The organism is Kitasatospora sp. NPDC127067 (genome assembly GCF_042724755.1).
Classification (GTDB): Bacteria; Actinomycetota; Actinomycetes; order Streptomycetales; family Streptomycetaceae; genus Kitasatospora; species Kitasatospora lactacystinica.
The window spans coordinates 33994-55833 of sequence record NZ_JBHXEM010000050.1; the positions used below are offsets into that span (position 1 = coordinate 33994).

At 74.8% G+C, this 21840-nt stretch carries 18 protein-coding genes; 8 read left to right on the top strand and 10 right to left on the bottom strand.

Annotated features, from left to right (window positions below):
* Positions 1–159: 159 nt before the first annotated feature.
* Positions 160–1143, bottom strand: coding sequence for an esterase/lipase family protein (locus tag ACFWJ4_RS20940; RefSeq protein ID WP_380545925.1), 984 nt, complete (start codon positions 1141–1143; stop codon positions 160–162).
* Between the two features lie 113 nt (positions 1144–1256).
* Between ACFWJ4_RS20940 and ACFWJ4_RS20945 the strand changes: the two genes are divergently transcribed.
* Entirely contained in the window at positions 1257–2570 is a 1314-nt protein-coding gene (locus tag ACFWJ4_RS20945) for a PucR family transcriptional regulator (RefSeq protein ID WP_380545927.1), read from the top strand.
* A gap of 65 nt (positions 2571–2635) precedes the next feature.
* On the opposite strand, the gene ACFWJ4_RS20950 is transcribed toward ACFWJ4_RS20945, so the two are convergent.
* Positions 2636–3391: an acyltransferase gene (locus ACFWJ4_RS20950; protein WP_380545929.1), complete on the bottom strand. Its 756-nt coding sequence runs from the start codon at positions 3389–3391 to the stop codon at positions 2636–2638.
* A 106-nt stretch (positions 3392–3497) separates the two neighbouring features.
* On the opposite strand from ACFWJ4_RS20950, the gene ACFWJ4_RS20955 reads away from it, so the two are divergent.
* Complete coding sequence (locus ACFWJ4_RS20955) at positions 3498–4265, top strand: maleylpyruvate isomerase family mycothiol-dependent enzyme (protein WP_380545931.1); 768 nt, start codon at positions 3498–3500, stop codon at positions 4263–4265.
* 106 nt (positions 4266–4371) lie between these two features.
* Here ACFWJ4_RS20955 and ACFWJ4_RS20960 read toward each other — a convergent pair whose 3' ends face one another.
* Complete coding sequence (locus ACFWJ4_RS20960) at positions 4372–5145, bottom strand: enoyl-CoA hydratase family protein (protein WP_380353113.1); 774 nt, start codon at positions 5143–5145, stop codon at positions 4372–4374.
* 239 nt (positions 5146–5384) lie between these two features.
* On the opposite strand from ACFWJ4_RS20960, the gene ACFWJ4_RS20965 reads away from it, so the two are divergent.
* Both ACFWJ4_RS20965 and ACFWJ4_RS20970 read left to right on the top strand, forming a co-directional pair.
* Positions 5385–6203 (top strand): ATP-grasp domain-containing protein, encoded by an 819-nt coding sequence (locus ACFWJ4_RS20965; RefSeq protein ID WP_380545933.1) that lies wholly within the window; start codon positions 5385–5387, stop codon positions 6201–6203.
* Positions 6204–6266: 63 nt separating this feature from the next.
* Entirely contained in the window at positions 6267–6671 is a 405-nt protein-coding gene (locus ACFWJ4_RS20970) for a RidA family protein (protein ID WP_380545934.1), read from the top strand.
* Positions 6672–6692: 21 nt separating this feature from the next.
* Here ACFWJ4_RS20970 and ACFWJ4_RS20975 read toward each other — a convergent pair whose 3' ends face one another.
* Positions 6693–8198 carry an MFS transporter gene (locus ACFWJ4_RS20975; RefSeq protein WP_380545936.1) on the bottom strand — a complete coding sequence of 502 codons (1506 nt, stop codon included), beginning with the start codon at positions 8196–8198 and terminating at the stop codon, positions 6693–6695.
* A 105-nt stretch (positions 8199–8303) separates the two neighbouring features.
* Between ACFWJ4_RS20975 and ACFWJ4_RS20980 the strand changes: the two genes are divergently transcribed.
* Positions 8304–9293: an ArsR/SmtB family transcription factor gene (locus ACFWJ4_RS20980; RefSeq protein WP_380545938.1), complete on the top strand. Its 990-nt coding sequence runs from the start codon at positions 8304–8306 to the stop codon at positions 9291–9293.
* A gap of 189 nt (positions 9294–9482) precedes the next feature.
* Positions 9483–11786, top strand: coding sequence for a glycosyl hydrolase family 18 protein (locus ACFWJ4_RS20985; RefSeq protein WP_380545940.1), 2304 nt, complete (start codon positions 9483–9485; stop codon positions 11784–11786).
* A 104-nt stretch (positions 11787–11890) separates the two neighbouring features.
* Here ACFWJ4_RS20985 and ACFWJ4_RS20990 read toward each other — a convergent pair whose 3' ends face one another.
* On the bottom strand, positions 11891–13147 hold the full coding sequence (locus ACFWJ4_RS20990; protein ID WP_380545942.1) for a geranylgeranyl reductase family protein: 1257 nt from the start codon (positions 13145–13147) through the stop codon (positions 11891–11893).
* Between the two features lie 176 nt (positions 13148–13323).
* Here ACFWJ4_RS20990 and ACFWJ4_RS20995 point away from each other — a divergent pair, with 176 nt between their 5' ends.
* Positions 13324–14688: a dipeptidase gene (locus tag ACFWJ4_RS20995; RefSeq protein WP_380545944.1), complete on the top strand. Its 1365-nt coding sequence runs from the start codon at positions 13324–13326 to the stop codon at positions 14686–14688.
* Here ACFWJ4_RS20995 and ACFWJ4_RS21000 read toward each other — a convergent pair.
* Complete coding sequence (locus tag ACFWJ4_RS21000) at positions 14664–15560, bottom strand: DUF4184 family protein (RefSeq protein WP_380545945.1); 897 nt, start codon at positions 15558–15560, stop codon at positions 14664–14666. The two genes, ACFWJ4_RS20995 and ACFWJ4_RS21000, sit on opposite strands and share 25 nt — an antisense overlap.
* Before the next feature lie 200 nt (positions 15561–15760).
* Positions 15761–16828 (bottom strand): NUDIX domain-containing protein, encoded by a 1068-nt coding sequence (locus ACFWJ4_RS21005; protein WP_380545947.1) that lies wholly within the window; start codon positions 16826–16828, stop codon positions 15761–15763.
* Between the two features lie 443 nt (positions 16829–17271).
* Between ACFWJ4_RS21005 and ACFWJ4_RS21010 the strand changes: the two genes are divergently transcribed.
* Positions 17272–18297, top strand: a complete 1026-nt coding sequence (locus ACFWJ4_RS21010; protein ID WP_380545949.1) for a ribokinase — start codon at positions 17272–17274, stop codon at positions 18295–18297.
* Here the strand turns inward: ACFWJ4_RS21010 and ACFWJ4_RS21015 are convergent.
* From ACFWJ4_RS21015 to ACFWJ4_RS21025, 3 genes are all read right to left on the bottom strand, one after another.
* Positions 18281–19150 (bottom strand): C40 family peptidase, encoded by an 870-nt coding sequence (locus ACFWJ4_RS21015; protein WP_380545951.1) that lies wholly within the window; start codon positions 19148–19150, stop codon positions 18281–18283. The genes ACFWJ4_RS21010 and ACFWJ4_RS21015 overlap by 17 nt on opposite strands.
* Positions 19151–19449: 299 nt before the next feature.
* Positions 19450–20871 carry an AMP-binding protein gene (locus ACFWJ4_RS21020; protein WP_380545953.1) on the bottom strand — a complete coding sequence of 474 codons (1422 nt, stop codon included), beginning with the start codon at positions 20869–20871 and terminating at the stop codon, positions 19450–19452.
* Positions 20872–21142: 271 nt separating this feature from the next.
* A partial coding sequence (locus ACFWJ4_RS21025; protein ID WP_380545955.1) for an electron transfer flavoprotein subunit alpha/FixB family protein occupies positions 21143–21840 on the bottom strand: 698 nt, incomplete at its 5' end.

Here is a 21840-nt window from a genome sequence, read left to right on the forward strand (position 1 = left end):
GCAGGCCGGCGGGCGGACGGGCCGACACGCCCGCAGCCGCCGTACCCGCGCACCCGCGCACCCGCGCACCCGCGCACCCGCGCACCCGCGCACGGAACGGCGCTCCCGCCGCCCGGAACACCCGGAGGCAGGAGCGCCGTCACCGGCACGCCGTCGGACTCACCCGCAGAACACCGGCGTGGCGTGCGCCGGGTCCAGGGCGTTGGTCACCAGGTGCAGCGCCGTCGGCGAGAACGCGATCCCGACGTGTTCCACCAGCGAGACCGGGCAGTGCCCCTGCACCACCTCGTTGTCGACGCCCGGGCCGCTCAGGAACTGGGTCCGCCACGGGGTGACGACCTCGTCGAGGACCGTCGAGACCACGGTGTAGCTCACTCCCGGCACGGTGTCCGGCCGGGAGGCCATCACCTTGTTGAAGTCGGAACCCACCGCCTGGTCCCGGCAGGCCCGGCAGACCGTGAAGATCAGGTCCGCGACGCCCGGGAAGTACGGCACCAGGTTGGTGATCCCGTCGAGCGTCGTGCCGTGGTTGGACGGCGCCAGCCCGACCATCCTGCCGACCTTGGAGGCGCCGCCGAGGAACTTGAGGTAGTAGTTCGGCATCATGCCGCCCTGGGAGTGCCCGACGATGTCGACCTTGGCGGCACCGGTCGCGTTCCGCACCAGGTCCACGAACCGGGCGAGTTGGGCCGCCGACTCCGGGACCGGCCCGAGGCCGCCGATCGGCAGCAGCAGGCCGCTGCCGCTGGAGGTGATGCCGGGGATGGTCCCGTAGTCGAGGGCGAAGACGCAGTACCCGAGGCTCTTCAGCAGCGGGGAGAGCACCAGCCAGTTCTCGTAGCGGTTGGCGAAGGTGCCGTGCACCAGGACGACCGGGTCGGGGTGCGCGGTGCTCGGCCGGCAGGTCCAGTCGTTGGCGCCGGGCGGTGAGGCCACCGTGTCACCGTCGGGCGGCAGTTCGGCGGATCCGTCAGGCGTGGCGGTCACGGCGGCGGCAGCCGACACCGGAGGGGACGTGGCGGCGCCCGCCGGCGACGCCGTCGCCCCGACCAGCAGCGCCCCCGCCAGCAGCAGGACGCCCAGCGCGCCACCGGCCCTGCCGCGCACGGGAGTTGCGGGGAAGCGGAGAAGTGGGGTTCTCAACTGTTGCCTCCACGGCGGAAGTTTGTTACCAACAGGTAACCCGAGGGCTCCATCATGCGGTCGCCCCTCCGGCCCGGCCCTTGGGCGTTCCCCAGACCTGGACGGTGTTCTCTGTGACCGGTCACAACGCACCCCACTGCCCGCCCCCGAACACCTCCGACCGGCCGCCGGACTGGCGCGTCCCGGCGATCGGCGGGCTCCCGGCCGACCAGCGACTGATCGGCGGCGCGCGGGAGCTGGCCGAGACCGTGGTCGCCGCCCTGGTGGAGCGGGTGCCGGCCTACCGCCGGATGCCCCGCGAGCAGCTCACCGGCGAGCTGACCCGGGACACCGAACGCCGCATCCGCGCCCTCGCCCACACCGTACGGACCGGGCTCCCCGCCCCCGCCGAGGAGTTCACCGCCGTCCGGGAGGCCGCCGCCCGGCGAGCCGAGGAAGGCCTGCCGCTGGACGCCGTACTGCTCGCCCACCACCTCGGCCTGGAGGTCTGCTGGGAGTTCGTGACCCGGCACGCCCGGGACGGTGACGCCGCCGACCTGATCGTTCTCAACCGGCTGCTGCTCGACCAGCTCCGCCGGGCCGCCACCGCCGCCGGGGCGGGCTACCTCGACGGCCGGCACCCGACCACCGACCGGCGCGGCGCCACCCGGCACTCCCTGCTCGGCGCGCTCCTCACGGGCACCCCCGCCGACGGGGCCGCCGCCCGCGCCGGGCTCCGGCTGCCCACGGGGTACGCCGTGCTCTGCCTGTCCGTCGCCGACCACCCCGACGAGCGCTCCCCCGGCGTCGACCCGGGCATCGCCGCCCGCCGCAAGCTCCGCCGGTTCGAGGCCGAACTCGACCACCGCACCCGGCAGTCGGCACTCACCGCACTCACCCCCACGGGCGGCCTGGTGCTCGTCCCGTTCGGGCCGTCACCCGGTCCGGACGGGGACGATCCCGACGAGGCGCCCTGGCCGCTGCTCGCCGCCATCCTCGCCGCGGCGGCCCGCGCGGCCGGCGCCCCGGTACTGGCCGGGGCGGCCTCCGCGGCCCCCGCCGAGGTGCCCGGCGCGGCCGCCCTCGCCCACGAAGTCCTGGACGTGGCCCGGGCGTTCGGCCGGCCTCCGGGCCTGCACCGGTTGGACGACGTCCTGCTGGAGTACCAGCTCACCCGGCCCGGTCAGGCCCGCTCCCGGCTCGCCGCACTACTCGAACCGCTGGCCGACAGCGGGGAGTTGCTCATCACCTTGCGCACCCACCTGGCCGGGGACCTGAACCGCCGGCACACCGCGAGCGCTCTGCACCTGCACCCGAACACCGTCGACTACCGGCTGCGCCGGATCGCAGCGCTGACCGGTCTGGATCCGACGCGCCCCGCCGACGTCCCGCGGATCACCGCCGCCATCGCCGCCCGCACCGCCGAACAGGCTTCCCTCGCGGGGTAGTTCAGGCCGCTCGCGAGTTCAAGGCACTGCACCGGAGGAGTGCGCCGGCCCCTTCGCGGGCGACGTCAGCCCGACTCCCCCGGCAGTCGCAGGTCCCAGCCGACCAGGGCGCGCAGCTGCTCCGCGGTCACGCCGTCCGGCACCGGCTGCGGAGCGTCGTGGCGCAGCGGCGGCTGCCAGCCCTCGTCCTCGGTCCAGCGGCGCACCACCTTGGCCGGCGCCCCGGCGACCACGCTGTGGTCGGGCACCTCGCCGCGCACCACGGCCCCCGCCGCGACCACCACGTTGCGGCCGATCCGCGCCCCCGGCAGGATCACCGAACCGGTGCCGATCCAGCTGCCCGCGCCGATCTCCAGCGGTTCGTTGCGCGGCCACTGCTTGCCGATCGGCAGCTCGGTGTCCCGGTACTCGTGCGCCTGGTCGCTGATGTACACGCCCGGCCCGGTCCACACGTCGTCGCCGATGACGATCGACTGGTGGCCGACGATGTGGCTGTCCCGGCCGATCACGCAGCCGCCGCCGATCCGCACGATCGGCTCCGGCCCGAGGTCGAGCCCGGGCAGGAACCCGGCGCTGATGGTGACCCGCTCGCCGATGATCGAGAACGGCCCGATGGTGATCCACTGCTCGTTGAACACCGCCCCGAGCGGGAAGCTGAGCGTCGTGCCGTCCCCCAGCTCGCCGAACCGGTACGGGCCGGGGTTGCGGTTGGTGACCGCGCCGGTCCGCTGCACCCAGCGCCAGCCCCGGTGGACCAGGCGTCCGGCGGCGCGGCGGCCACCGGTCCGGACGGCTGAGACGAGGGAACGGGTTATCGGCATGCGCTCACGTTACCGGCCCGTAGGGTCCGCCCGATCGCCGGGAGGCGTCCGAGGAAATGTCCGAAGTCCGCGACCGGTGGCCGATCGCGGTGGAAGACTCCGTCCCATGGAGATCACCGAGCACATCGACGCGCTGCGCCTCGAAGGCACCCGGCTCGCCGAGGCCGCAGCCCGCACCGAGCTGTCCGCCCCCGTACCGACCTGCCCGGAGTGGCGGCTGACGGACCTGCTGCGGCACATCGGCTCCGTCCACCGCTGGGCCGCCGCCATTCCCTCCCAGGGCCTGCGGGCCCGGCCGGACGAGGCGGACGCGCAGGCCACCGTCGGGCCGATGCCCTCGGACGCCGCACTGCTCGACTGGTACCGCGAGGGCCACGCCGCCCTGGTGGACGTGCTCACCGCCGCGCCCGCCGACCTGGAGTGCTGGACCTTCCTGCCCTCGCCCCGCCCGCTGGCGTTCTGGGCCCGGCGCCAGGCGCACGAGACCTCCATCCACCGCCATGACGCCGACGCCGCCGGGACGCCCGGTCCGGTCGTGGACACCGCCCTCGCCCTGGACGGCATCGACGAACTGGTCAGCGGCTTCATGACCCGCAGCCGCTCCGCGCTGCGCAGCGACCGGCCGCGCACCCTCCAGGTCCGGGCCACCGACGGGGCCGGCTCCTGGCGACTGACCATCACCCAGGAGCCGCCGGTCGTCACCACCGGCGAGAGCTCCGAGCCGGCCGACCTGACCCTCACCGGCCCTGCCCACGAGCTCTACCCGCTGCTGTGGAACCGGCTGTCCGCCGAGCAGGCCACGGAGACCAAGGTGATCGGCGACCAGGACCTGCTCGGTCTCTGGAGCGACGCGGCGGCGGTCCGCTGGTCGTGACGCCGCCGCGCGCGGATGGCCGCGACGCCCGGGGCGGCGGCGCCCCGGGCGTCCGCGTGTGCCGGTGCCCCGGGCGAGCGGGCCCGTCGCCCGGGGAACCCCGCCGTCAGCGCACCCAGCGCGCGGGCCGCTTCTCCAGGAACGACCGCATCCCCTCCTGCGCCTCCTCCGAGCCGAAGAGCCGCGCCGACAGCTCCACCAGTTCGTCCGAGTCCCGCTCGAAGGAGCGCACCACCTCGGCGTTGGCCAGTCGCTTCGACTCCGCCAGGCCCTGCGGGGAGCCCAGGCGCAGCGCGTCCAGCAGGCCCTTCAGCACCACGCCGGTGGACTCGGCGGAGTCGGTGGCGCTGGTGATCAGCCCGATCCGGGCGGCCTCGGCGGCGTCGAAGACCTCGCCGGTGAGGTAGTAGCGGGAGGCGGCGCGCGGCTCCAGCTTCGGGCGCAGCGGCAGCGAGATGACGGCGGGCGCGAGGCCGAGCCGCACCTCGGTGAAGGCGAAGGTCGAGGCCGGTCCGGCGACGGCGAGGTCGGCCGCGCCGACCAGACCGAGCCCGCCGGCCCGGACGTGCCCGTCGATGACGGCGATCACCGGCTTCGCGCAGTCCACGATCGCCCGCTGGAGCTCGACCAGGCCGCGCGGGCCGACCGTCGGGTCCGCACCGGTCGCCTCGGAGAGGTCGGCACCCGCGCAGAACACCTTGCCGGTGTGTCCGAGCACCACCGCGCGGACCTCCGGGTCGGCCGCGGCGGAGGCCAGCCCGGCGTGCAGCTCGGCCATCAGCCGGGTGGAGAGCGCGTTGCGGTTGTGCGGCGAGTCGAGGGTGAGCGTGGTGACGGCGTCGGCGGTGCTGACGTGGACGAGGGGCGCTGCGCTGGTCATCGGCGGGCCTGCTTTCCGGCTGAGGGTGGGTCGGACTGCGGGTGGGTCGGAACTGCGGGTGCGGTTCGGGAGGTGCCCCGGACGACGCGGCACGACTCTGGCATGCCCACCCGCCCCTCGGCCAGAGCCCACCCGCCCCTCGGCCGGAGCCGACCGGCCGGGCGGTACCGGCTCCCGGCCGCTCCTCCCCGCCGAAATCCGGTGGTGACGGGCCCCGCACCGGGGGCAACATCGTCGCCATGACCACCGCCGATCCCGTCCTGCTGCTCGCCCCGCGCATCAACGAGACGGGCCTCCAGCTCCGCACCGCCGCCGGACGCCGCGGCCTGCGGGCGTGCACCGCGACGTCCTGGCAGGCGCCGCCCGGGCTGCGCGGCTCGGCGGTGCACGTGTACGGCGGACCGCTGTTCGGCGACGCCGTCGGACGGGAGCTCGGCCTCGGACTGCTGGAGCCCGCCGCCGACTGGCTGACCCGGCTGCCGCTCGCGCTGACCGGACGCCGGGTCTCCTTCGGCACCCTGGCCGAGGCGCGCCGGCTGCGCCGCCCGGCCTTCGTCAAGCCGCCGGTGGACAAGCTGTTCGCCGCCCGGGTCCACCCCGACGGCGGGACGCTGCCGGGGCCCGAACTGCTGGACGGTGACACGCCGGTGCTGGTGAGCGAGGTCGTTCGGTTCGGCGTCGAGTACCGGCTGTTCGTCCTGGACGGCGCGGTGCGGGCCGGCTCGCGCTACGCCGTGGACGGTGACCTGTCCGTCGCGCCGCTGGAGACCGCCGGGGCACCCGGCGGGGAGACCGCCGAGGTGCTCGCCTTCACCGCCGACGTGCTGGCCGCGTCGGCGTCGGGCGCGCCGCTGCCCAGTGCCACCGTGGTGGACGTCGGGCGTACGGAGGACGGCCGTTGGGCCGTGGTGGAGGCCAACGCGGCGTGGGCCAGCGGTGGTTACGCCGCCGATCCGGACGCCGTCCTCGACGTGGTGCTGCGCTCGGGCGGACCGGCCGCCCAACTCCCCTCCACCGACCGTCCGTTCCTGCGCGAACTGCCCGATGTGGTGCGCTGAGGCCGGCTGGCCTTCGGGGCCGGGGCTTGCGGCTCCGGCGGATCACGGGTCAGGATCCGCGCCATGACCACCTCTCACCTCACCCACATCACCGAGCCCCCCGGAGTCGCGCCCGGCACCGGCTACACCCAGGTCGTCACCGGCAGCGGCCGGACGGTCCAGGTGTCCGGCCAGGTCGCCTTCGACGAGCAGCGGAACCTGGTCGGCGAGGGCGATCCGAAGGCGCAGGCGCGGCAGGTCTTCGAGAACCTGCGGCGTTGCCTGGCCGCCGCCGGGGCCGGGTTCGAGCACGTCGTGAAGCTCACCTACTTCATGACGGACATCGCCCACCTCTCGGCCGTCCGCGAGGCCCGCGACGAGCACTTCGGCTCCCTTCCGCTGCCGGCCTCCTCCGCGATGCAGGTGGCCGCCCTGTTCAAGCCCGAGGTGCTGATCGAGATCGAGGCGATGGCGATCGTCCCCGAGTAGCCGGCCCGGGGCCGGCGCGTCTCACACCGCGCCGGGGCTCGCGTCCCGCCGCCCGGCCCGCCGCCCGGCCCACCGGACGGCGGGGCGCATCGCCAGGCCCGCCGCGGCCAGCACCGTGCCCAGAACGACCCAGCCGACCATGCCGTACCCGATGACCAGGGTGCCGACCAGCGCCGGGCCGGCCATCAGCGCCGCCGCCGTCCCCGCGTTGAACACGCCCTGGTAGGCACCGTGATCGCGCTCGCCCGCGAGGTCGTAGCTGAGCGCCCAGCCGCCCGCCTGCGCGACGACCTCGCCGAGCGACTGCAGCGCGACCCCGCCGAGCACCACCACGGCCGCGACGCCCGCGGGCAGGCCGTGCGCCAGCGAGACGACCAGGCAGGAGGCGGCCAGCACCACTCCGGCGCGCCCGCACGCCCGGGCGGCCCCCGTCCGTTCCTCGGTGCCCCGGGTGGCCCGCACCTGCAGGGTGATCACCAGCAGGGTGTTGACGATCAGGGTGCCCGCGACGGTGATCCGCGGCGCGTCGGTCTCCTGGACGATCCAGAGCGGTATGCCGACCTCAAGGACGGCGAACTGCAGGCAGAGCAGTGCGTTCAGCACCGTCACGGCCAGGAACGGGCCGTCCCGCAGCGCCGGGTTCGGCCGCCGGCCCTGCTTGACGCCCCGGCCCGAGGGGTCCGACGGGTTCGCGACTCCGGTCTTCGCGGACGGCTCGGACACTGCCACCCCGGACTCCGACGGCTCGGACGACTCGCACACTGCCACCCCGGACTCCGACGGCTCGGACGGCTCCGACGCTGCCGCTCCGGGTTCCGACGCTCCGGTCGCCGACGGGCGCTGCGGGATGTCGAGGCGGTGGAACAGCACGGCGACGGCCACGTAGGAGGCGGCGTCGGCCAGGATCGCCGTCAGGTACACCGGCCGGGTGTCCAGTTGGAGCGCGATCGCGCCGATGGCCGTTCCCAGGCAGATCCCGACGTTGGTCACCACCCGCAGGTGGGCCCGGCCCGCCACCCGGCGGTCGGCGGGCAGCACCTCGGCGTAGAGCGCGTTCCGGGTGGCGGCGGAGCCGCGGTCGACGGCGGAGACCAGGCAGGCCAGCGCGACGAACGCCGCGTAGCTGTGCACCAGCGCGTACCCGGCGGTGCCGATCGCCTGCACCGACACCAGCACCACCAGCACCCGCCGCGCACCCCAGCGGTCGGCGGCCCGGCCGGCCGGCACGCTCGCGACGACCCCGCACAGGCCGGCGGCGGTCATCCCGAGGCCCAGCTGGGCGGCGCTCAGGCCGAGCACCCGGGTGAAGAACAGCACCGCGACGGAGAGGGAGAGGCCGTTGCCCACCGTGTTGACCAGGGTGATCCCCGCCAGCCGGCGGACCGTCGGGTCGGGGTGCAGCCGGCGTCGCAGCGCGGCGACGACCCCGGTGGCACGGGGCCCGGTGGCACGGGGGGTCGCAGGCGCAGCCCGGTCTTCGGGCACGGCAGGGGAAGGTGCGGAGGACTCCGCCGTCGAGGTGGTCATGCATGGATCCCACCGCGCACCGGAGCGGACCAGTACTCCTTTAGGCTCTGGCTGAATCCGAAGCCGGACTGCCTGCCCCGGCCGATCCCCGCAGAAGGATGCCCCGTGCACCGGTTCACGCTCCGCCTGGCCGACCTCGCCACCACCTGGTTCGCCGTCTCCCCGATCCACGAGGCGGCGCTCAGCCTGCGGATGTGGACCCACCCGGGCGTCTACCACCTCCAGACCCGGGCCTTCGAGCAGCTCAGGCCCGCCTTCGAACGGCTGGACTCCCGTCTTCTGCTCTCGCTCGTCGCCGAGAACCGCTTCGTCCCCGACTTCCTGACGCCGCGCCCCACCTCCCCCTCCCCCGAGTTCCGCTCCGAGATCGCGACCGTCCGGGCGTTCCCGCCGGAGCAGTTGCGCGCCGAACTGGAGCAGACGTTCCTCTCGCACGGCCAACCGCTGCCCGCCGAACTCGCCGGCGGACTCGCCCGCCCGGAGCGGCTGTTGGCGCGGATCGCCGACACGCTGGAGGAGTACTGGGAGGTGTGCCTCGCCCCCACCTGGTGGCCGCAGGCCCGCGCCGTTCTGGAGGCCGACCTGGTCTACCGCGCCCGGCTGCTCGCCCAACACGGCGCGGCGGCCCTCTTCGCCGACCTGGACCACCGGCTCCACTGGGAGAACGGCGTCCTGTCGATCAGCCGGAACTGGACGGACGGGGACGTGGAGACACCCGTGGACGGGCGCGGCCTGGTGCTCTGTCCGACCTTCTTCGTCCGCGGCGCGATCACGATGATCAGCAATGACCGTGCGCCGCAGATCAGTTACCCGGCACGCGGACAGGCCGGGCTGGCCGGCCGGGGCACGCCGGTGCCGCCGCAGGCCGTGGCGGCACTGGTCGGCGCGCCGAAGGCTCGGTTGCTCGCGCTGCTCGCCGAGCCCGCCTCCACGACCGACCTCGCCTTCCGCCTCGGCGTCACCCCGGGTGCGGTCAGCCAGCACCTTTCCGTCCTCGCCGCCACCGGCCTGGTCACCCGGGCCCGGCACGGCCGCTCGGTGCTGTACCGGCGCAGCCCGCTCGGGGACGAGCTGACGGGGGCGGGAACGAACTGACGGAGGCTGGGGCGAAGCCGGGGACGGGGAACCCATCAGTGGTACAGACCTGTTGACGCATTGGTCCAGTCCTCCTACAGTTCCCATGCCTTCGCCTCCCCACGGCGCAGGCATCGATCGCACACGGATCAATGGATCAACCAAGGTTCTACGTCACCCTGTTCAACCCCCACAGCCACAGGGAGAACCATGTCCGCTCGATCCCGGGCCGGGCGCCCGCACGTGCGCAGCAGACTGCTGGCACTGCTCTCCGTCCTGCTCCTTCCCCTCGCCGCGCTCACCGCGCTGGCCGCCCCGGCGAACGCCGCCGGAAAGCTCACCGCCACCTTCACCACCGCCGACAACGGCTCCTGGTGGCAGGGCACCTACATCGTCCACAACGACAACGCCACCGCGGTGAGCGGCTGGACCCTGGAGTTCGACCTCCCGGCCGGCGTCACCATCGGCAACAGCTACAACGGCACCGCCACCGTCAACGGCCGGCACGTCACCGCCACGGCGGCGTTCTACAACTCCACCGTCAACGCCCACGGCACCACCGAGCCGTACAGCTTCTGGTTCGTGGGCAACGGGCCGGTCTCCACCCCGCTCAACTGCCGCATCAACGGCGACAAGTGCGACGGCTCCGCGGACGTCCCGCCGTCCGCGCCGGGCACCCCGACGGTGACCGAGTCCACCGCGCACACGCTCGCGCTGAGCTGGCCGGCCGCCACCGGCGGGGACTTCCCGGTCGTCGGCTACGACGTGCTGAGCGGCGGCACCGTGCTCGCCTCCGGCCCGTCCACCGGCATCCTGGTCACCGGCCTCACCCCGGCCACCTCGTACACCCTGACCGTCCGGGCCAAGGACAGCCGCGGCAACACCGGCCCGCTCAGCCCGTCCGTCACCGCGTCCACCTTCGACCCGTCCACCGACACCTCGCCGCCCACCGCACCGACCAACCTCCGTGCGACGGCGGTCAGTTCGACGGACGTGAAGCTCGCCTGGAACGCCGCCACCGACAACGTCCGGGTCGCCGCGTACGACGTCTACCAGGGCAGCACCCTGGCGGCCACGGTCACCGGCGGCACGCTCGGCGCGACCGTCGGCAACCTGTCGCCGTCCACCGCCTACACGTTCACCGTGAAGGCCCGGGACCCCGCCGACAACGCCTCACCCGCGTCCGCCCCGCTCTCCGTGACCACCTCGGACCTGGTCGGTGCCGGAAAGTACGCCCGGGTCGGCTACTTCGTCCAGTGGGGCATCTACGGCCGCCAGTACTTCGTCAAGAACCTGGACACCTCGGGCGCCGCCGCCAAGCTCGACGTCATCAACTACGCCTTCGAGAACATCGATCCGGTCAACCTGACCTGCATGGCGGGCGTCACCAAGGGCACCAGCGGCAACCCGGAGGACCCGGACCAGGGCACCGGCGCCGGTGACGCCGACGCGGACTACGGCCGGGCGATGAGCGCCGACCAGTCGGTGGACGGCGTGGCCGACGACGGTTGGGGCAAACTCCGCGGCAACTTCAACCAGTTGAAGAAGCTCAAGGCCAAGTACCCGAACCTGAAGGTGGTCGTCTCGCTCGGCGGCTGGACCTACTCCAAGTACTTCTCCGACGCCGCCGCCACCGACGCGTCCCGGCAGAAGTTCGTCAAGTCCTGCATCGACACCTGGATCAAGGGCAACCTGCCGGCCTACAACGGCGCCGGCGGCGACGGCGTGGCCGCCGGCATCTTCGACGGCATCGACCTCGACTGGGAGTGGCCCGGCTCCGGCGACGGCCACCCGGGCAACCACTGGAGCGCCAACGACAAGGGCAACCTGACCCTGCTGCTGGCCGAATTCCGCAAGCAGCTGGACGCGTTGGGCGGCTCGCACAAGCTGCTCACCGCCTTCACCCCGGCCGACCCGGCGAAGGTCGCCGCCGGCTGGGACCTCTCGAAGATCTTCGGCTCGCTGGACATCGCCAACGTCCAGGGCTACGACTTCCACGGCTCGGGCAGCGACAACTCCTGGGAGCCGAACCGCACCGGCCACGCCTCCAACCTCTACCAGGACCCGAACGACCCGTACACCACCCACTTCAGCGTGGACACGGCCGTCCAGACGTACCTGAACGCCGGGGTCAACCCGCGCAAGCTGACCATCGGCTTCCCGTTCTACGGGCGCGGCTGGCAGAGCGTCGCGGACGGCGGCGCGAACGGCGCCTGGCAGTCGGCGAACGGCGCCGCACCGGGCCAGTTCTCCGACGAGGCCGGTACCCGCGGGTACAACAACCTGATCACCAGCCTCTCCGGCCTCAAGGTCTACCACGACCCCAAGTCCGTCGCGACGTACGGCTACACGGGTGCCGGCGGCCAGTGGTGGACCTTCGACGACGCGTGGTCGATCGCGCAGAAGACCGCCTACCTCAAGTCGAAGAACCTGCTCGGCGGCATGATCTGGGAGATGTCCGGCGACACCCCGTCCGGCACCCTGATGTCCGCGCTGGACACCGGCCTCAAGTAGTCCGCCCGAGGCCGCCCGGGCCCACGTACACGCCCGGCCCCGCCCGGGCCCGCGTACACGCCCGCCGCGACCCGGCCCCGCGTCACGACGGCCGAGCTACCGCGCTACCGCGAGGCCATCGCCGTCAGCCGCCGCGCAGCCCGGTACTGCCGCAGTACCTGGGAGAAGGAGGTGTGCCCCTGGGTGGTCCGGGCGAAGGCCCGCCAGGCCGCCGGCACCAGGCAGACCGCCGCGTGGAACAGGTACGGCCGCCGCTCGAAGGCGCCCAGCAGCTGCTTGCCCGCGCGCATCTCCACGCCCAGCCCGGCCTTGACCGCGAACGCGTAGTTCAGCGCCTCGCGCCGCACCGCCGCCGCGTCGCCCGCCTCGGCGACCTTCACCGCCCACTCGCCGGCCAGCCGGCCCGAGCGCAGCGCGTAGGAGATGCCCTCGCGGGTCCACGGCTCCAGCAGTCCGGCCGCGTCCCCGGCGACCAGCACCCGGCCGCGGGAGAGCGGCGAGTCCTCGGCCCGGCAGCGGGTCAGGTGCCCGGACTCGACCTGGGGGGTGAACCCGGACAGGCCCAGCCGGCGGATGTAGTCGGCGAGGTACTGCTTGGTCCGCTCGCCGTCGCCGCGCGCCGAGATGACGCCGACGGTCAGGCTGCTGGTCTCGGTCTTCGGGAACACCCAGCCGTAACTGCCGGGCAGCGGGCCCCAGTCGAGGTGGATCCGGCCCGCCCAGTCGGCGGCGACCTGCGCCGGCACCGGGATCTCCGCCTCCAGGCCGAGGTCGATCTGGTCGAAGGTCACACCGACGTGCCGGCCGATCCGGCTCGCGCTGCCGTCCGCGCCGACCACCGCACGGGCCTCGAAGGTCCGCCCGTCGGCGGCCGTCACCAGCGCCGTCCGGTGCTCGCCGCCGCGCTGCTCGACGCCGGTGACGGTCACTCCGGTGACCAGCACCGCCCCGGCCTGCTTGGCCGCCTGCACCAGGCGCAGGTCGAACTCGTCACGGTTGACCAGGCCGAACAGCATCCGCTTGGACCGCCGCGTGCGGGTGTACCTGCCGTCGTAGGCGAAGGTGACGGCGTGCACCCGGTCCTGCAGCGGCAGCCGGAAGTCCGGCGGCAGGCTGTCCCGGGAGGGGCCGATGATGCCTCCGCCGCAGGTCTTGTACCGGGGGTGTTCGGCCTTGTCGAGCAGCAGCACCCGGCGGCCCTGAGCCGCGGCGGCGTGCGCGGCCGAGGAGCCCGCCGGTCCGGCGCCGACCACCACGACGTCCCAGACGCCGTCCAGCGGCGTGGCCGCGTCGTCGGTCGGACCGTTCTCGGCCGGGCTGTCGAGCGGGCTGCGGGAATCGGAGCTTCCGGAGTCAGTCACGTCGAGCAATCCTATGCGTCCGGCCCCGCCCGGCGAGCGCGCCGCCCCCGCACCGACGCCACCCGCTCACCCCGCACCCTCGGAACTCCCCGTTCCGCCCGCCTATGATCGGCACTACCGCAAATCACCTCCTCCGCCCGCTCCACCCCAGGGCGGACCGTCTCCTCGGAGCCCCGATGTCACAGCCCCTGGCCGACGCCGTCCGGTCCCTGATGGACCGTGCCCGCACCGACCTCGCCGAGCTGGTCGCCTTCCCCTCGGTCGCCGACCCGCGCCAGTTCCCGGTCGAGGAGTGCGAGAAGGCCGCGCACTGGGTCGCCGAGGCCTTCGCCGCCGAGGGCCTGACCGGCATCCGGCTGCTGGACACCCCGGACGGCACCCAGTCCGTCTACGGCGAGCTGCCCGGCCCCGAGGGCGCGCCGACCGTCCTGCTCTACTCCCACTACGACGTCCAGCCCCCGCTGGACGAGGACGCCTGGCTCAGCCCCGCCTTCGAGCTGACCGAGCGCGACGGCCGCTGGTACGGGCGCGGCGCCGCCGACTGCAAGGGCAACATCCTGATGCACCTGACCGCCCTGCGGGCGCTGCGTCAGGTCCACGGCGACGCCTACCCGGTCGGTCTGAAGATCATCGTCGAGGGCTCCGAGGAGCAGGGCACCGGCGGCCTGGAGCGCTACGCCGAGGCCCACCCCGAGCTGCTCACCGCCGACGCCATCGTCATCGGCGACACCGGCAACTTCGCCCCCGGCCTGCCCACCGTGACCGCCTCGCTGCGCGGCATGACGGTCGTCGAGGCCACGGTCACCACGCTGGCCGGCAACCTGCACTCCGGTGCCTTCGGCGGCGCCGCCCCGGACGCCCTCCAGTCCCTGGTCCGGATACTGGCCTCGCTGCACGACGAGAACGGCGACGTCGCGGTCGCCGGCCTGACCGCCGACCAGACCTGGTCCGGCGTGCAGTACCCGGAGGAGCAGTTCCGCGCCGACGCCAAGGTGCTCGACGGCGTCGCCCTGACCGGCACCGGCACCATCGCGGACCGCCTCTGGGCCCGCCCGGCCGTCACCGTCCTCGGCATCGACGCCCCGCCGGTGATCGGCGCCACCTCCTCCGTCCAGGCCACCGCCAAGGCCCTGATCAGCCTGCGCGTCGCGCCGGGCTCGGACCCGCACGCCGCCCAGGACGCGCTGGTCGCCCACCTGGAGGCGCAGGTCCCGCTCGGCGCCCGGCTCACCGTCGAGCGCCAGGGCAGCGGCGCGCCGTTCCGCGCCGACACCGGCGGCCCGGCGTACGAGGCGATGGGCGAGGCGATGGCCGAGGCCTTCGGCACCCCGATGGTCACCTCCGGCGAGGGCGGCTCGATCCCGCTCTGCAACACGCTGCGCTCGCTCTACCCGCAGGCCGAGATCGTGCTGATCGGCGTCGAGGAGCCGACCACCCAGATCCACGCGGTCAACGAGAGCGTCGACCCGCAGGAGCTGGAGCGGATGGCCCTCACCGAGGCGCTGTTCCTCCGCCGCTACGCCGAACTGCGCTCCGTCTGACGGACCTTCGGGGCGGCGCCACGGGGAGCCCGCCCGACGGCGTCCGGCCGTCCGCCGCGCAGTCGGCGGGCGGCCGCCAGCACCGCCGCGTACCCGACCGCGCCCGCCGCGAGCCCGGCCCCGGCGCCGAAGCAGACCTCCGGCACCAGGTTCCGCCGCAGTGGGCTCAGCCGGTGCACCACCCCGGCGGCCGTCGCCGCGCCCAGCAGCGCGACGGCCGCGCGCCGGGTCCGGGGCGCGAGCCGCACGGCCGGCCGCACCGGCTCCACGGCCCGCACCGCACGCACCGCCCAGCCGCCCAGCGCCGCCAGGGCGAGCGCCGAACTGCCGTACTGCACCGCCTCGTACAGCGGGACCCCGGCCACCGGCCGGTCCAGTACGGGCAGCAGCCGCACCCCCAGCCGGCCCCCGTGGGTGAACGCGTCCCAGCCGACGTGGGTGGCCGCGCCGATCGCCGCCGAGGCCGCGAACCACGCAGCGCCACCGACCGTCCCGACGCCTGCGGGGCCCCGGGTGTCCCCGGAGTCCCGGGTGTCCCCGGGGTCTCGGGCGTCCGCAGCCCATCGGGCGGTCAGCGCCTCGGCGCCACCCGCCCAGCGCTCGGGCAGCAGCGCCACCACCGGCCCGCGCAGCAACCCGTGCCAGCCGGCCACCAGCGCGCCGGCGACCGCCACGTCCAGCGTCGGCACCGCCCACCAGCGGTGCGTCAGCCCGCCGTGGCCGTACACCCCGGGCAGCAGGGACTCGGCGAAGAACGGCACGTCCGGCGCCATCGACCCGGCGACGAGCGCCGAGGCCACCAGGGGCCCGCGCGCGCCGGCGGCACGCAGCAGGGGCAGGACGGCGGCGGGATGGCTCAGCGTGAACGGCATGCCCCCATCCTCCCGCCCGCCACCGCGGCACGGCGCACCGGAGGTGCACCGGACGGGGTTCCACGGGCCACCACGCCGACCTCCCGCCCCACCCGCCGCCCCGCGCCGACGCCCCTGCCCCGCCCCGACCGGCCCCGACCGGCCCCACCGACCGACCGGCCGCGCCCACCGGCCGTAGCGCCGCGTCCGCCGTACCGGCCCTACGCCGCGTCCGCCGTGCTCGCCAGCCCGACGGCCACCCGGCTCCCCGCCTCCAGGTACTGCAGCTCGCCGCTCCGCCGCGCGTCCAGCGCGGCCGCCAGCCGCCGGTAGCGCCCCGGCGGCAGCAGCTCGCCGGCCTCGTCCAGGGTGACGAATCGCCAGCTGCGCAGCTCCTCCTGCTGGAGCAGCAGGTGCTGCCGGCCCTCCTCGTCCAGCAGGCCGCCGTCGTACATCAGCCGCAGGCCGCCGCGGCGGGGGCCGGTGCGCGGCTCCCAGTCGACGGCGAGCAGGCGCAGCGTGGACGGGTCCAGGCGCAGGCCCAGCTCCTCGGCGGTCTCGCGCAGGGCGGCGTCGGTGGGGGCCTCGCCGCGCTCGACCACGCCGCCGGGGAAGTCCCAGTCGGGCTTGTAGACCGGGTCGACCAGCAGCACGCGGTCCTGCTCGTCGAAGAACAGCACGGCGGAGGCCACGGTGTCCCCGGTCGGGTCCGGGGTCTGGACGATCGGACAGCGGGCGGCGCCGACCCGGACCAGCTCGGCGATCCGGTGCGCGGTCTCCCGGGGGGAGAGCTCGCTGGTGTCGATCATCCGGGCGTCCCCGACCAGCCAGCGGCGGGCGGCGCGGTAGTGGGGCAGGTGTTCGAGGCACCAGGTGCGGACCCGCTCGCTGCCCTGCGGATCGCCCGGGCACTCCTCGCGGTGGGCTATGCGGTCGCGCAGGATCGTTTCTTCAGGGTCCAGCACGAAGTGGTGCACCGTGATCCCGTGCGAGGCCAGATCGCCGAAGATCTCGTCCCGGTAGTCCTCCCTGAGCAGGGTCATCGGGACCACCAGCGGGCCCCCGACCTCACCGAGCAGCGCCGCCGCCGTCTCGGGGACCAGCCGGCGCCAGGCCGCCAGGTCCTGGAAGTCGGACACCGTCGCCAACCGGTCGGCCGGGAGCATCCGGCGCAGGCCGAAGCCCACCAGCTCGGGATCGAAGAGCACGCTCCCGGGCAGCAGTTCCACCAGCTCTCGGCAGGCGCTCGTCTTGCCCGCCCCGAATGTGCCATTGACCCAGACGATCACAACGTCCCCTGCCCTCGGCTTCCCCCGATGCCGTTCGCACCGGGCAGCGCCCCCGTCGGTCGAACCAGCGCCACCCGTGGTGGTACCCGCGCCATGCCGCTCCCCATACCTCCCCGGCGCGCCCGCCCCCACGCCCCGGTCTGCCCCGTGACAGCGGCATGTGCCCAGGTCAGGAGCCCGTGGACGGAAATATGCAGACCGGTCTACATCAAAATTGCACCCCTTCACCACGACGGGAGCACAGGGCGCCCGATGGGTCGACCTGCCGCGCGCGCCCCGCTCGTACGCTCCGCACACCCCCACCCGAGCACCCTCGCGCTCCCGCGTGCACGCCCCGTGCCCGCTCTGTGCTCACGCCGTGCCCGCCCCGCGTTCGCCCCCGCGTTCGCCCGTCACCGCCCGCCTCCTTGCGCCACCCGCGCCCCGCCGCGTACAGAGGAACGATGAAACTGCTTCCCGCCGGTCGGGTCGTCGTCATCGGCTCGGTCAACATCGACCGCATCCTCCGCTGCCCCGTGCTCCCCTCTCCCGGCGAGACCGTCCTCGCCACCGGCGCCGCCCGGGGCTTCGGCGGCAAGGGGGCCAACCAGGCGGTGGCCGCGGCCCGGTTGGGGGCGTCGACGCACCTGGTCGCCAAGGTCGGACGGGACGCCGAGGGCGAGGCGGCGCTCGCCGATCTGCGGGGCGCGCAGGTCGAGACGGGCGCCGTGCTCACTCACCCGGGCGCGCCCACCGGTCAGGCGATCGTCATGGTCGACCCGTCCGGCGAGAACAGCATCGTCGTCGTGCCCGGCGCCAATGCCCACCTCGCCCCGGAGGAGGTCACCGCCGCGCTCACCCGCCTCCGCCTGCTCCCCGTCGACGTGGTCCTGACCAGCAACGAGGTCCCCGCGGAGTGCATCAGGGCGGCCGCCGCCGCCCTCGCCGCCGCGGGCCCCTCGGGCGGCACCCGCTGGCTGCACAACACCGCCCCCGCCGGGGCCCTGCCGGACGCCGGCCCCTCCGGACGCCGCCCGCTGGTCGTCGCGAACGCCGTCGAGGCCCGCCAGCTCACCGGCGCCGCCGATGTCGCCGAGGCCGCCAGGGTCCTGGCCGAACGCGCCGAGGGCGCCGTGGTCACCCTCGGCGGCGAGGGTGCGCTGGTCGCCGTGGCCGGAACGTCCGCCCGACTGCCCGCCCCCGCCGTCCGGGTGGTCGACACCACCGGCGCCGGCGACGTCTTCTGCGGCGCCCTGGCCGCCACGCTCGCCCGCGGCGCCGCGCTGTCCGAGGCGGCCGCCACCGCCGTCGCCGCCGGGGCCTTCGCCGTCACCGGCCTCGGCGCCCGCGGCGCCCTGCCCCGCCCGACGGACCTCCGACCACGCGTCGGCGAGCACCGGGCCCCGCCCGCGCAGCGCCCGTCGGGGGCACCGGGCGGACCCGGCACCCCCGACGGGCGGGCGTCCGGCCCCGCTACGGGCGCCCCATGAACGCCGGGTAGTAGCCGCTGCTGATCCCCGAGACCCGAACGTTGGTCCCGGGCCGAGCGGCCTCGACGTACCTGTTGTCGCCCAGGTAGATCGCCACGTGCTGGATGCCCCGGGCGGTCCCGTCCGGCGCCCAGAACAGCAGGTCACCGCGGCGCAACTGGCTCGCCCCGATCGGCGTGGTCGCCGCGTACTGGTCGTTGGCCACGCGCGGCAGGTCGATCCCGCCGCGCCGGAAGGACTGCTGCACCAGGCCCGAGCAGTCGTAGCCGTCCGGCCCGTTGCCGGCCGTGCGGAACGGTACGCCCAGCTGGGCGAGGGCGAACTGCACGGCGGTCTCGACGTCCCGGTCCTCCGCGACCGAGTCGTTGTAGTGGCCCGAGCCCGCGGAGTCCGACGAGGAACCGCCGCCGGTGCGGTCCAGGTAGATGTCGTAGTGCGAGGTCCAACGCCACTCGCCCTTGCTGTTGCGGAACCAGTAGCGGGAGCCGTCCCAGCCCTGCCGGATCCCGCCGGAGAAGCCGCTCGTGGCCTTGGCGGCGGACGCGGAGCCACCCCCGGTGCGGGCCGCGTACACGCTGTAGTGCGAGGTCCAGCGCCACTGCCCCTGGCTGTTCTTGAACCAGTACCTGGAGCCGTCCCACCCGGCGTGCGCCGGGGCGGGCTCGGCGGCCGCGGGGCCGGCGCCGAGGCCGAGGCCGATCACGCCCGCCCCGGTCGCGACCACGGCCACCATGGCTATCCCCCGACGGAGTCGCGCGGTGCGGGACGGACGGGAGGTACGGACGGTGGCGGCGGGCTGCTGCCCGGTCGGTTCGCCGGCGGCCGCCGGCGCTCCGGTGTTGACGGTGGTCATCGTGCTGACTTCCTTCACTGCTGCGGATCGCTGCGGACTGCAGCGGATTGCTGTGACCGGCCAGGACTGGCCGTGCTTGTCGGCAGGGTCCCCGCCCGACACGCCGCGGTTTCCGGTCCTGTGACCGGAAGCCTCGGCGTGTCGTCCGGGGATTCGGTTCTGCCTGCGTGTCACGTTAGGCACGCGTCCGCTCACTGCGCGCAGTGGAGTGCGCCAATGGAAGGGTCACCGGTGGTGAGCACCGACGGCGCATCAGGGTGAACGGCCGTCATCCGAGGGGGCGTCCGGCGTCCCCCTCGTCAGCGGCCGCCGGCCTCCGCCAGCAGCTGCTTCTTCAGCACCTTTCCCAGCGCGTTCCTGGGCAGTTCGGGCACCAGGACGACCCGGCGCGGCCGCTTGTGCACCGAGAGCCGCTCCGCCACGAAGGCCGTCAGCTGGTCCCCCGTCACGGCGCCGTCCGGAATGACGTACGCGACGATCGCCTGTCCGAGGTCCTCGTCCGGCACGCCGACCACCGCCGCGTCGGCGACCGCCGGGTGGTCGCGCAGCGCGGCCTCCACCTCGCCGGCGCCGATCCGGTAGCCACCGCTCTTGATCAGGTCCACCGAGGCGCGGCCGACGATCCGGTGGAAGCCGTCCGCCCCGATCACCGCGACGTCACCGGTGCGGAACCAGCCGTCCGCCGTCCACGCCTCGGCGTCCGCGTCCGGCCGGTTGAGGTAACCGCTGAACAGCGTCGGGCCGCTGACCTGGAGTTCACCGACGGTCTCCCCGTCGCGGGGCACCGGCGCGCCGTCCTCGCCGACCAGCCGGGTGCGGACCCCGTCCACCGGCAGCCCGACGCTGCCGGGGCGCCGCTCGCCGTCCGCCCGGGTACTGACGGTGATCAGCGACTCGGTCATCCCGTACCGCTCGATCGGGGCGTGCCCGGTGAGCGCCGCCAGCTTCTCGAACACCGGGACGGGCAGCGGCGCGCTGCCGGAGACCAGCAGCCGGGCCGCGGCGAGCCGGGCCGCCGCGTCCGGATCCGCCGCCACCCGGGACCAGACGGTGGGCACGCCGAAGTACAGGCTGCCGCCGGCCGCCGCGTACCCCGCCGGGGTGGGCCGCCCGGTGTGCACCAGGCCGCTTCCGGTGCGCAGGGCGCCGAGCACGCCGAGCAGCAGCCCGTGCACGTGGAACAGCGGCAGGCCGTGCACGAGGGTGTCCTCTGCGGTCCACTGCCAGGCGGCGGCGAGGGCGTCCAGGTCGGCGGCGATCGCCTCGCGCCGGATCACCGCGCCCTTGGGCGCGCCGGTGGTGCCCGAGGTGTAGAGCACGAAGCCGGTCGACGCGGCGTCCGGCTCGGCGTAGGTGGTGGCGGAGCGCTGCTCGGGGTCGACCGGCAGCCCCGCCACCGAGGTGTCCTGCGGCAGCGTCTCCCCGACGGCGTGCGCGAGCAGCGCCGCACCGGAGTCCCGCAGGATGTGCTCGCGCTCCTTGGGTCCCGAGTCGGGCGGCAGCGGCACCACCGGGACGCCCGCCAGCAGGCCGCCGACCACGGCGGTGACGGTCTCGACGGTGGGCCGGGCGAGCACTGCGAGCGCCGGGGCACCGGCCACCCGGTCGGCGACGGCGGTCGCCGCGCCCAGCAGGTCCTCCCGGGAGAGTGCCCGGCCGTCGATCCGCAGCGCCTCCGCCCCGTCGCCGAAACCGCCCTGAAGTGCCGTCAGCAGTGCCATGCCACCGTCCTCGCCTCGTCCCACGCCACCGCGCCGCGCCCGTGCGCCACGCGCTCGACCCGCGCGTCCGCCTCCGCGTCACGCGCCGGCGCCGACTCTACGGGCCGCCGCCCGGCGCTCCGCGTTCCGGGGACGACGGGCGGGGCCGGCGCTCAGGCGCCGAGGGGGGCTGGGCCGAGGAGGGCGGCGTGCCGGGGGGTGCGCCGGAGAACGACGGAGGGCGTGGCACCGAGTACCACTCGGCGCCACGCCCTCCGCTGTCGTCCAGGGATCAGGCCTTGCGGGCCTTCACCTCGGCGGTGAGCTGCGGCAGCACCTGGAAGAGGTCGCCGACCACGCCGTAGTCGACCAGTTCGAAGATCGGGGCCTCGGGGTCCTTGTTGACGGCCACGATGGTCTTCGAGGTCTGCATGCCGGCCCGGTGCTGGATCGCGCCGGAGATGCCCGCCGCGATGTAGAGCTGCGGGGAGACCTGCTTGCCGGTCTGGCCGACCTGGCTGCTGTGCGGGTACCAGCCGGCGTCCACGGCGGCGCGCGAGGCGCCGACGGCCGCGCCCAGCGCGTCCGCGAGCTCCTCGACCACGCCGAAGCCCTCGGCGGCACCGACGCCGCGGCCGCCGGAGACCACGATGGCGGCCTCGGTCAGCTCCGGGCGGCCGGAGGACACGCGCGGGGTGCGCGAGGTCACCTTGGCGGCGTTGCCCGTGAACGCGACGGCGACGTTCTCCACCGCGCCGGCGGCCGGGGCGGCCTCCGGGGCGACGGCGTTCGGCTTGACGGTGATGACCGGCGCGCCCTTGCTCACCCGGGAGTCGACGGTGTACGAGGCGGCGAACACCGACTGGGTGGCGATCGGGCCCTGGTCGCCGGCGCGCAGGTCGACGGCGTCGGTGATGATGCCGGAGCCGATCCGCAGCGCGACGCGCGCGGCGACCTCCTTGCCCTCGCCGGAGGACGTCACCAGCACGG

What these genes read in the sequence shown, in the direction of transcription:
- ACFWJ4_RS20950 (WP_380545929.1), bottom strand. Translation starts at nt 3,391, where the DNA reads ATGCCGATAACCCGTTCCCTCGTCTCAGCCGTCCGGACCGGTGGCCGC.
- ACFWJ4_RS20955 (WP_380545931.1), top strand. Translation starts at nt 3,498, where the DNA reads ATGGAGATCACCGAGCACATCGACGCGCTGCGCCTCGAAGGCACCCGG.
- ACFWJ4_RS20960 (WP_380353113.1), bottom strand. Translation starts at nt 5,145, where the DNA reads ATGACCAGCGCAGCGCCCCTCGTCCACGTCAGCACCGCCGACGCCGTC.
- ACFWJ4_RS20965 (WP_380545933.1), top strand. Translation starts at nt 5,385, where the DNA reads ATGACCACCGCCGATCCCGTCCTGCTGCTCGCCCCGCGCATCAACGAG.
- ACFWJ4_RS20970 (WP_380545934.1), top strand. Translation starts at nt 6,267, where the DNA reads ATGACCACCTCTCACCTCACCCACATCACCGAGCCCCCCGGAGTCGCG.
- ACFWJ4_RS20975 (WP_380545936.1), bottom strand. Translation starts at nt 8,198, where the DNA reads ATGACCACCTCGACGGCGGAGTCCTCCGCACCTTCCCCTGCCGTGCCC.
- ACFWJ4_RS20985 (WP_380545940.1), top strand. Translation starts at nt 9,483, where the DNA reads ATGTCCGCTCGATCCCGGGCCGGGCGCCCGCACGTGCGCAGCAGACTG.
- ACFWJ4_RS20995 (WP_380545944.1), top strand. Translation starts at nt 13,324, where the DNA reads ATGTCACAGCCCCTGGCCGACGCCGTCCGGTCCCTGATGGACCGTGCC.
- ACFWJ4_RS21000 (WP_380545945.1), bottom strand. Translation starts at nt 15,560, where the DNA reads ATGCCGTTCACGCTGAGCCATCCCGCCGCCGTCCTGCCCCTGCTGCGT.
- ACFWJ4_RS21010 (WP_380545949.1), top strand. Translation starts at nt 17,272, where the DNA reads ATGAAACTGCTTCCCGCCGGTCGGGTCGTCGTCATCGGCTCGGTCAAC.
- ACFWJ4_RS21015 (WP_380545951.1), bottom strand. Translation starts at nt 19,150, where the DNA reads ATGACCACCGTCAACACCGGAGCGCCGGCGGCCGCCGGCGAACCGACC.
- ACFWJ4_RS21020 (WP_380545953.1), bottom strand. Translation starts at nt 20,871, where the DNA reads ATGGCACTGCTGACGGCACTTCAGGGCGGTTTCGGCGACGGGGCGGAG.